Consider the following 8,225-nt stretch of genomic DNA (forward strand, 5'->3'; position numbering starts at 1 on the left):
ACGACGCTCCGGGCCAAAACTGGACCGACACCCCCTCTGACAGGGGATGATCGTCAGTCGGACGGCCCTTCGGTCACCTGGCGGCCGCACGGTGACCGCGACGCTTCGAGGTGCTCATGAGCCAAGTGGAAGACCCCGCGCCGCAGACGCTGGCGGAGCTGGCCCGCCGGCACGGGCTCCGCCCCGCCATCGCGCGGCCCAGGTTCTCCGTCTACCTTCGCCAGCTCTGGGACCGGCGGCACTTCGTGCTGACGTACGCGACCTCGCGCAACGTCTCGAAATACTCCGGCTCGGCCCTGGGCCAGCTCTGGCAGGTCATCACCCCGCTGCTGAACGCCGCGATCTACTACGTGATGTTCGGCCTGATCCTGGGCGGCAGCAAGAACATCCCGAACTACCCGGCGTTCCTGCTGACGGGGATGTTCGTCTTCACGTACACGCAGCGCACCGTCACCGCGGGGGCCAAGTCGATCTCCGGGAACCTGTCGCTGATCCGCGCCCTGCACTTCCCGCGCGCCTCGCTGCCGCTCGCGTACACGATCCAGGAGCTGCAGCAGCTCACCATCTCCATGGGCGTGCTGCTGGTCATCGTGGTGATCACCGGCGAGCTGCCGACCTGGTTCTGGCTGATGATCCCGGTCGTGCTGGTGCTGCAGACGATGTTCAACGTCGGGGCCGGGCTGATCCTGGCCAGGCTGGGCTCCTCCATGCGCGACCTCAACCAGCTGCTGCCGTTCATCATGCGCACCTGGCTGTACGCCTCGGGCGTGTTCTTCGCCATCCACGACAAGGTGGTCAACAGCGCGGGCCTGCCGGAGTGGGTGGCCACCGCGATGTACCTGAACCCGGCCGCCTCCTACATCGAGTGGATGCGCGACATCCTCATCGGCGGCCACACCCCGCCGCAGATGGTGTGGCTGTCGTGCCTGCTGTGGGCGTTCTTCGCGCTCACGGCCGGGTTCTGGTACTTCTGGCGGGCCGAGGACCGATACGGCCGCGGCTGAGATCGTTCGGCCTCGTTCCCGGGGATGAAGTGGCGCGGCGGACGGGTTGGCACGAGGAAAGGGCGACCGCCCCCCGCCGTACACGAGGAGAGCCGGCCATGAGCACGCACGCAGACCCCCAGCCCCCCGCCGTCCGCCAGCTCCGGCTGGTGGTCGAGGCGGAGGACTACGAGGCCGCGCTGGCCTTCTACCGCGACGTCCTCGGCCTGCCCGAGCAGGCGGCCTTCTCCGGCGGGGGCGGCGCGCGGGTGACGATCCTCGACGCCGGCCGGGCCACCCTGGAGATCGCCAACCCGGCGCAGAAGGAGATGATCGACAAGGTCGAGGTGGGCCGCCAGGTCGCGCCCAAGATCCGGGTCGCCTTCGAGGTGGACGACGCCAGGGGCACCACCGAGCGGCTGGTGTCGGCGGGCGCGGCCGAGGTCGCGCCGCCCACGGTCACGCCCTGGGAGTCGCTCAACGCCCGGCTCGACGCGCCCGCCGGGCTGCACATCACGGTCTTCCAGGAGCTGCGTACGCAGGACGAGCGCGAATCCCTCGACGGCTTCGGCAAGGACCGGCCCGCGCATCCCTGAGGGCCGGCGCCGTGACCACCTACTCCGCCGTCGTCACCACCGGCATCTACTGCCGCCCGGGCTGCGGCGCCCGGCCGCTGGCCAGGAACATCCGCACGTACGAGCACCCGGCGGCCGCCGAGGTCGCCGGCTTCCGCGCGTGCCTGCGCTGCCGGCCGTACCGGGTGGCGGCCCCGCTCGCCGCCGGCTCGCCCGAGCTGGTGTGCCGGGCGTGGCGGCTGATCATCGAGGGGGTCCTCGACGGCGGCACGGAGACGGGCCTCGCGGAGCGGGTCGGCGTGTCGCCGCGGCACCTGCGCCGGCTGTTCCTGCGGCACCTCGGCGCGACCCCCGACCAGCTCGCCCGCTCCCGCCGGGCCCACTTCGCCCGCCGGCTGCTCGACGACACCGACCTGCCGGTGGTCGACGTGGCTTTCGCGTCGGGGTTCGGGAGCCTGCGGCAGTTCAACCGGACGATGCGGGAGGTGTTCCGGGCCGCGCCGACCGCCCTGCGGGAGCGCAGGCACCGCGCCGACCGGCTGGCCGCCGACGGCGGGCTGGCGCTGCGGCTGCCGTACGCGCCCGGCTACGACTGGGACGCGGCACGCGCCCGCCTGGCGGAACGGGCGATCCCCGGCGTGGAGGTCGTGGACGGGGGCACGTACCGGCGCACGATCACCGTGGGCGGGGCCCCCGGGGTGCTGGAGGTCTCGCCCGGCGGGGACGGGCACCTGGTGCTGGTGGCGCACCTGCCGTACTGGGAGGGGCTGATCCACCTGGTGGGGAGGGTCGGGCGGCTGCTCGGCACGGAGGGCGGCCCCGCCCCGGGGACGTGGAGCCCGTTCGAGGACGGGGTGCGGGCAACGGGGGCGGCGGCGCGGCTGGTGAGGGGGCTGGGGACGTACGTGCCGGGGTTGCCGGAAGGGCTCACGCACACGTTCCCCGAGGCCGCGGCCGTCACGGAGGAGGCGCTGGCGGCGCTCGGGCTCCCGGCCGCGGACGCGTCCCTCATCGCCGCCCTGACCCGGTGAACCGGGCGCGATGACGCGCGGCACACCAGGGACGGGTATTTGTGCGCGGTCCCCGAGGACGTCCGGCGGATACGTTCCCGGGGTGCACGCGAGCCGGTGACACCGCCTCGCCCGGCGACAGGCGTGCCGCCCCGCGCGATCCCGCACGGGGACATCGCATCCAGGATTCGGAGATCCGTATGACCATGCCATCGATCGTTCCCGCCCGCAGAGGCAGGCGGCTGCGCCTGTCAGCGCTGGCCGCCGTGGCGACCACCGCGGTGGCCGCGGGCGCGCTGCTGGCGGGGAACGCCACGTCGGCCGAGGCGGTGCCGCCGGAGGTGATCAGCCGCTGGAACAACGAGCTGGTGCACAGCAACGCGCTGAGCCCCGGCTTCAGTCAGTTCCTGTCCGCGGGCCCGTACACGATCACCGCCAAGCTCACGGCGAGCAACACGGGCGCCACGGCGATCAACTACTCGTGCGTGATCAGCGCGGCCGGCGGCGCCGACACCGACCTCGCGGAGGTCACCCTGCCACCCCACAGCAAGGCGGGTGTCTTCCTGAACGTCGTGCACAACTTCACCACCTCGGGACAGGTCAGCTTCGCCTGCACCAAGCCCGCGGGCACGCCGCAGGTGCGGATGCTGCAGGTGAAGATCACTTCGATCAAGGTGAACTCGCTGGTCAACCAGCCGTTCTGAGCTTGACCTGATCCGGAGGGGGCGGACCCGCCCCTTCCGGATCCCGATCAGTTCCCGCGCAGGTCACGCAGCCGGAAGGCAGTGACCCCGGCCAGCAGCAGCGCGGCGGTGACGGCGGCCAGCCACAGCAGCGGGCCCGCGTCCACCGCCCGGCCCAGCGCCTGCGGCACGTGCGCGAACGGCGACAGATCCCTGATCCATTCGTCGATCTGGAGCAGCTCGCCGAGCTGGGCGAGCAGGGCGAAGGCCACCAGCGCCGCCCAGGCGAGCGAGGTCAGCCGGGGCGCCAGCCCGAACAGCAGCATCGCGATCCCCGCCAGCGTCCACGTGGCGGGCGCCTGGACCAGCGCCGCGCCCAGCAGACGCGCCGCCTGCCCGGCCGGGTCACCGATCCGCACGCCGTGCGCGAGCCCGGCCGCCAGCCCGCCCGCCGCCAGGATCAGCGTGCTCCCGCCCAGCGCCAGCACCAGGTGACCGGCCGTCCAGCGCCAGCGCGGCACGGCCCCCGCGAGCACCGGCTCGGCCCGGACCGCCGCCTCCTCACCCTGCAGCCGCAGCGTCGCCTGGACGGCGTACCCGCCCGCGACCAGGCCCAGCAGCGCTGTCTCGGCGGACAGGAACGAGTCGATCAACGCGCCCGCCCCGCCCACCATCGCCAGGATGGCGGCGATCTGCGGGTTGTCGCGGACGATGTCGCCCACGCTGTCCGCCAGCGCCCCGAACATCACCCCCACCAGCGCGAACCCCACCGTCCAGCCGAGCAGGGCCCCGCGCTGCAGCCGCCACGCCAGTGCCAGCGGGCCCGCCAGGTACCGGGCCGCGTCCCCCGGGCCGGTGCGCGGCGCCATCAGCCCCGCGCCCAGATCCCGCCGCCGGGCCAGGACCGCGGCCACCGCCACCAGGGCCAGCCCGGCCACCGCCAGCAGGGCGACCACCCACCAGCGCTCGCCCGCGAACGCCCGTACGCGCTGCGCCCAGCCCAGCGGCGACATCCACGAGAGCGTCTCGATCCCGGCGGCGTCACCCAGCGCGCGCAGGAGGAACGCCAGGCCGAGCGCCGCGGCGGCGATGCCGACGGCGGTCCGCGCGTGCGCCGTGAGCTGCGCGGCCAGGACCGCGACGCCGGTGAACACCCAGCCCGTGCCGCCCACCGCCAGGCCGAGCGCGAGCGCTCCCGCCACGGGCAGCCCCTGCCCGGCCAGGCCCAGCGTCACCAATAGGGCGATGAGCAGGTTGGCCGCCCCGGCGACGAGCACCGCCGCGGCCGGGATCGCGGCCCGGCCGACCGCGCAGGCGCCGACCAGCTCGGCACGGCCGGTCTCCTCCTCGGCGCGGGTGTGCCGGACCACCGCCGCGATGCTCATCAGGGCGGCCAGCACCGACGCCATGGTGGTGCCGCGCCACGCGGTGAGCCCGCCCACCGACGTCGCGTCGAAGACCGGCCCGGTCAGGGCCTGCAGGGCGGGCGCGGTGCCGATGGTGGCACCCAGCGCGATCCGCTGAGCCGCCTGGGGGTACAGCTCGGCGATGGCCGACGCGCTGGCGGCGATCAGGCCGACGACGACGACGATCCAGACGAGCAGCAGCACGCGGTCGCGGCGCAGCGCCAGCCGCACCAGCGCCACCGTGCCGGTCACGCCGCGACCTGGTAGTGGCGCAGGAACAGCTCTTCCAGGGTGGGCGGCCGGCAGGTCAGACCGCGGACGCCGGAGCCGGTGAGCAGGCGTAACACCTCGTCCAGGCGTTCGGAGTCGATCTGGAAGCGGACATGGGAGCCGTCCACGACCAGGTCGTGGACGCCTTCGAGGCTCGCCAGGCCGGCGGGGACGCTGTCGAGCTCGGCGGTGATCGACGTGCTGGTGAGATGGCGGAGCTGGGCCAGCGTGCCGGTCTCCACGACGCGGCCGTCGCGGACGATCGTGACCTGGTCGCACAGCGCCTCGACCTCGGACAGGATGTGGCTCGACAGCAGCACCGTACGGCCGTTGCCGCGCTCCTCGGCGATCGCGTCGCGGAAGGCCGCCTCCATGAGCGGGTCCAGCCCGGCGGTGGGCTCGTCCAGCAGGAGCAGCTCGACGTCGGAGGCCAGGGCGGCGACGAGGGCCACCTTCTGGCGGTTGCCCTTGGAGTAGGTGCGGCCCTTCCTCGTGGGGTCGAGGTCGAAGCGGTCCAGCAGGGCGGCCTTGCGCCGCCGGTCGAGCCCGCCGCGCAGCCGGCCGAGCAGGTCGATGGCCTCGCCGCCGGTCAGGGTGGGCCACAGGACGACGTCGCCAGGCACGTACGCCAGCCGCCGGTGCAGCTCGACCGCGTCCCGCCAGGGGTCGCCGCCGAGCAGCTCGGCATGGCCGCCGTCGGCGCGGAGCAGGCCGAGCAGGATGCGCAGGGTGGTGGTCTTGCCCGAGCCGTTCGGGCCGAGGAAGCCGTGGACCTCCCCGGTCCGTACGGTGAGTTCGAGCCCGTCGAGGGCACGGATCTTGCCGTAACTCTTGGTCAGGGCACTGACCAGGATGGCAGGGTTGTTCGCCATGCGCGCCTCCATGAGGCCGGTCCGATGTGACGTTGCCGACCAGACTTCCCGGCGCACCAGGACTGACGGTAGCAGCGCCCGGCCGGCTCGGCCAGGCTCCCGCCGGAGTCACGCACAACGGACCTCGCGTCACGGCGTACGTGGACCCCGCGTCATGGCGTACGTGGACCTCGCGCTATCTCCCGCCGCGGCGGGAGTGGCGCGTCCCGCGCCCGTGCCCGTTGCCGGGCGTCTCGACGAGCGGGGTGTCCACGAGGTGCTCGACCAGGAACCAGGTCTGCAGCTCGCCGGTCCGGATGACGTTGGAGACCAGCAGGTCGTTGGTGCCGTCGTCGCCCATCTCGGCGGCGCGGGCAGCCGCGTCGTGGGCGGCGACGAGGATGGTCTCGTGCGCCTCGATCAGGCGCGAGAGCATCGCCGGGACCTCCTCGGCGCCGTTGGGCGGCCGCGGGACCACGGTGATCTCGGCGACGTGCCGCGGGTCGCCGACCGCGATGCCGCCCAGCGTCTGGATCCGCTCCGCCATCATGTCCACGAGCTCGAGCTGCTCTCCCGCGTGCTTGTCCAGCAGCAGGTGCAGCTGGTAGAAGGTCGGGCCGCGCATCAGCCAGTGGTGCTTCTTGTACAGGTGGTAGAGGATCTGCGTGTCGGACAGGATCTGGTTCAGCCGCTCGCAGGAGTAGCTGCGGGCCTCGCCCGACACGGCCAGCGGCCACGTCCGGACAGTGCCGAATTCCTGGATCTCGGTGCCGTCCACGTGCAGCCACGGCTGGCTGCCCGAATGCTTCAACGCTTTGGTCTTGCCTTTGATGATGGGCACGATCATCTCCCGGTGCGGTGAGTTTGAGCCGATCCGACCACGAACCTTCCCGTATGCCCGGCGTTCGAGCTCCCGCCCAGACCAGTGCATGGCAAAGGTTGGGACAGCCGCACCCGCACCGCACGCGCAGTCGCAGTCGCACCGGCCACCACGGCCCAGGCGCCCGCTATGTCGTCTGCGGCCGCCGGGCGGCCCAGGCCATCCGGCGGGCGCGTACGTGAAGGTCATCGCGCCGCAGGACGCTCCCGGGCCCGCCGTCGTCGTCGAGCAGGCGGTCGAGAGCGGCCAGGTCGTCGCTGTCCAGCACGCCGTCCAGTCCGGTCCGCATCCGCCGCAACGACGCCTGGGCGTAACGCCCGGCGGAGTCCGGCAACGGCGGTGTCAGGTCGATGGTGAAGACCCGCTCGGCTTCCACGCTGAAGCCCGCCTTCGCCAGGAGCGGGCCCCAGTCGGCGCCGAAATGCGGCATCTGAGCGGCCCGCCACTCGGCCATCGCCGCGTGGCAGCGCTCCTCGAGCCCGGGACGGCCGAAGCCCAGGTCGTCGGGCAGGAAGCGGGGGAAGGCGTCCAGCTCCACCGCGATCATGAGCCCGCCGGGGCGGAGCATGGTGAGGACGTCGGCCAGGACGCGGTCGGGGTCGGCCATGTGGTGCAGCGACGCCGAGGCCCATACCAGGTCCACGGGCTCCAGCTCCGGCCGGCTCGCGTCGAGGTCCGCCTGCACGGTACGGATCCGGTCGGCCAGCCCGCGTTCCCGGGCGGCGGCCTCCAGGTGGCGCAGCATGGGCTCGGACGCGTCCAGCGCGATCACCTCGGCTCCGTCGAAGCGTTCGAGCAGCGCGAACGAGCCGGCGCCGGTCCCGCTGCCCAGGTCGAGGATGCGGCGGGGAGGCCGCTCACCGGTCAGCTCCCGGATCCAGGCGGTGAGGTCGGACAGGTAGGAGTGCAGCACCTCGGCGTCGAGATCCAACATCTCAGCCATCGCGGCGACGTCCGCCGCATCCCCACCACCGTGCTGGTGCTGGTGCTGGTGCTGGTGGTGCTCGTGCCGGCCGTGCTGGTGGTCACGGTGCGCTGGGCCGCCGTGCTGGTGGTCGTGTGCCATGCCTCCGACCCTACGCGCGCCTTGCACCTCCGACATGCCTTCTTGCCTATGAAGCAAGAATGCCGAAATACTCGATTGCCTGACGGTGATGCCGTTGAGAGCATCTCCGCCATGCCTGCCTGCACCTCCTATGACGGAACCGATGGACCGATGCAGGATCCCGCCCACCACCGGTCGAATCGCGGGGGCCCGGCGCGGGCGATCAGGTGGTAGGGGTGCGTGTGACGGCGACCATCGCCGTCGCGTAGCGCATCGTGAAGCCCCCACCCATCTCGTCGAGGGCGGCGCCGACCCCCTCCAGTACCTCCGCCAGCTGGTCCGGCGGGAGCCGGGTGAAGGCGCCCGTGGTGGGCATCTGGTCCAGCCACGCGTCCCGCGTGTAGAACCACTCCCAGTGGTGCCGCCACTGCTCCGGACGGCCGAACCCGCCCACCTCCCGGAACCCGTCGGCAGTCTTGTCGAGCAGCGGCTGGTAACCGTCGACGGATGACTTCGCCAGGG

Annotated in this window: 8 protein-coding genes and 1 pseudogene; 4 read left to right on the plus strand and 5 right to left on the minus strand. The window is 72.9% G+C overall.

Annotation, left to right across the window (positions count from 1 at the left end; all coding sequences use genetic code 11):
• The first annotated feature begins 116 nt into the window (after positions 1 to 116).
• From ACTWPW_RS61785 to ACTWPW_RS61800, 4 genes are all read left to right on the plus strand, one after another.
• Positions 117 to 1,004: an ABC transporter permease gene (locus tag ACTWPW_RS61785; protein ID WP_443174669.1), complete on the plus strand. Its 888-nt coding sequence runs from the start codon at positions 117 to 119 to the stop codon at positions 1,002 to 1,004.
• A gap of 98 nt (positions 1,005 to 1,102) precedes the next feature.
• Positions 1,103 to 1,579: a VOC family protein gene (locus ACTWPW_RS61790; RefSeq protein WP_443174670.1), complete on the plus strand. Its 477-nt coding sequence runs from the start codon at positions 1,103 to 1,105 to the stop codon at positions 1,577 to 1,579.
• Positions 1,580 to 1,590: 11 nt separating this feature from the next.
• On the plus strand, positions 1,591 to 2,589 hold the full coding sequence (locus ACTWPW_RS61795) for a helix-turn-helix domain-containing protein (RefSeq protein WP_443174671.1): 999 nt from the start codon (positions 1,591 to 1,593) through the stop codon (positions 2,587 to 2,589).
• A 179-nt stretch (positions 2,590 to 2,768) separates the two neighbouring features.
• Positions 2,769 to 3,272, plus strand: a complete 504-nt coding sequence (locus tag ACTWPW_RS61800) for a hypothetical protein (RefSeq protein WP_375112085.1) — start codon at positions 2,769 to 2,771, stop codon at positions 3,270 to 3,272.
• A gap of 47 nt (positions 3,273 to 3,319) precedes the next feature.
• Here the strand turns inward: ACTWPW_RS61800 and ACTWPW_RS61805 are convergent, their stop codons facing one another.
• The 5 genes and pseudogenes from ACTWPW_RS61805 to ACTWPW_RS61825 form a co-directional block, all read right to left on the minus strand.
• Positions 3,320 to 4,909 (minus strand): ABC transporter permease, encoded by a 1,590-nt coding sequence (locus ACTWPW_RS61805; protein ID WP_443174672.1) that lies wholly within the window; start codon positions 4,907 to 4,909, stop codon positions 3,320 to 3,322.
• Positions 4,906 to 5,799, minus strand: a complete 894-nt coding sequence (locus tag ACTWPW_RS61810; protein ID WP_375112087.1) for an ABC transporter ATP-binding protein — start codon at positions 5,797 to 5,799, stop codon at positions 4,906 to 4,908. The genes ACTWPW_RS61805 and ACTWPW_RS61810 overlap by 4 nt, the downstream gene beginning before the upstream one ends.
• A gap of 175 nt (positions 5,800 to 5,974) precedes the next feature.
• Positions 5,975 to 6,619 carry a Dps family protein gene (locus ACTWPW_RS61815; protein WP_375112088.1) on the minus strand — a complete coding sequence of 215 codons (645 nt, stop codon included), beginning with the start codon at positions 6,617 to 6,619 and terminating at the stop codon, positions 5,975 to 5,977.
• A gap of 166 nt (positions 6,620 to 6,785) precedes the next feature.
• The gene (locus ACTWPW_RS61820) at positions 6,786 to 7,724 is read right to left on the minus strand and encodes a class I SAM-dependent methyltransferase (RefSeq protein WP_443174673.1); all 939 of its coding nucleotides are present in this window, start codon (positions 7,722 to 7,724) and stop codon (positions 6,786 to 6,788) included.
• Positions 7,725 to 7,926: 202 nt separating this feature from the next.
• A pseudogene (locus ACTWPW_RS61825) lies at positions 7,927 to 8,225 on the minus strand (SAM-dependent methyltransferase); the annotation flags it as partial.

Origin of the sequence: Nonomuraea sp. KM90 (assembly GCF_052246675.1) — a bacterium.
Classification (GTDB): domain Bacteria; phylum Actinomycetota; class Actinomycetes; order Streptosporangiales; family Streptosporangiaceae; genus Nonomuraea.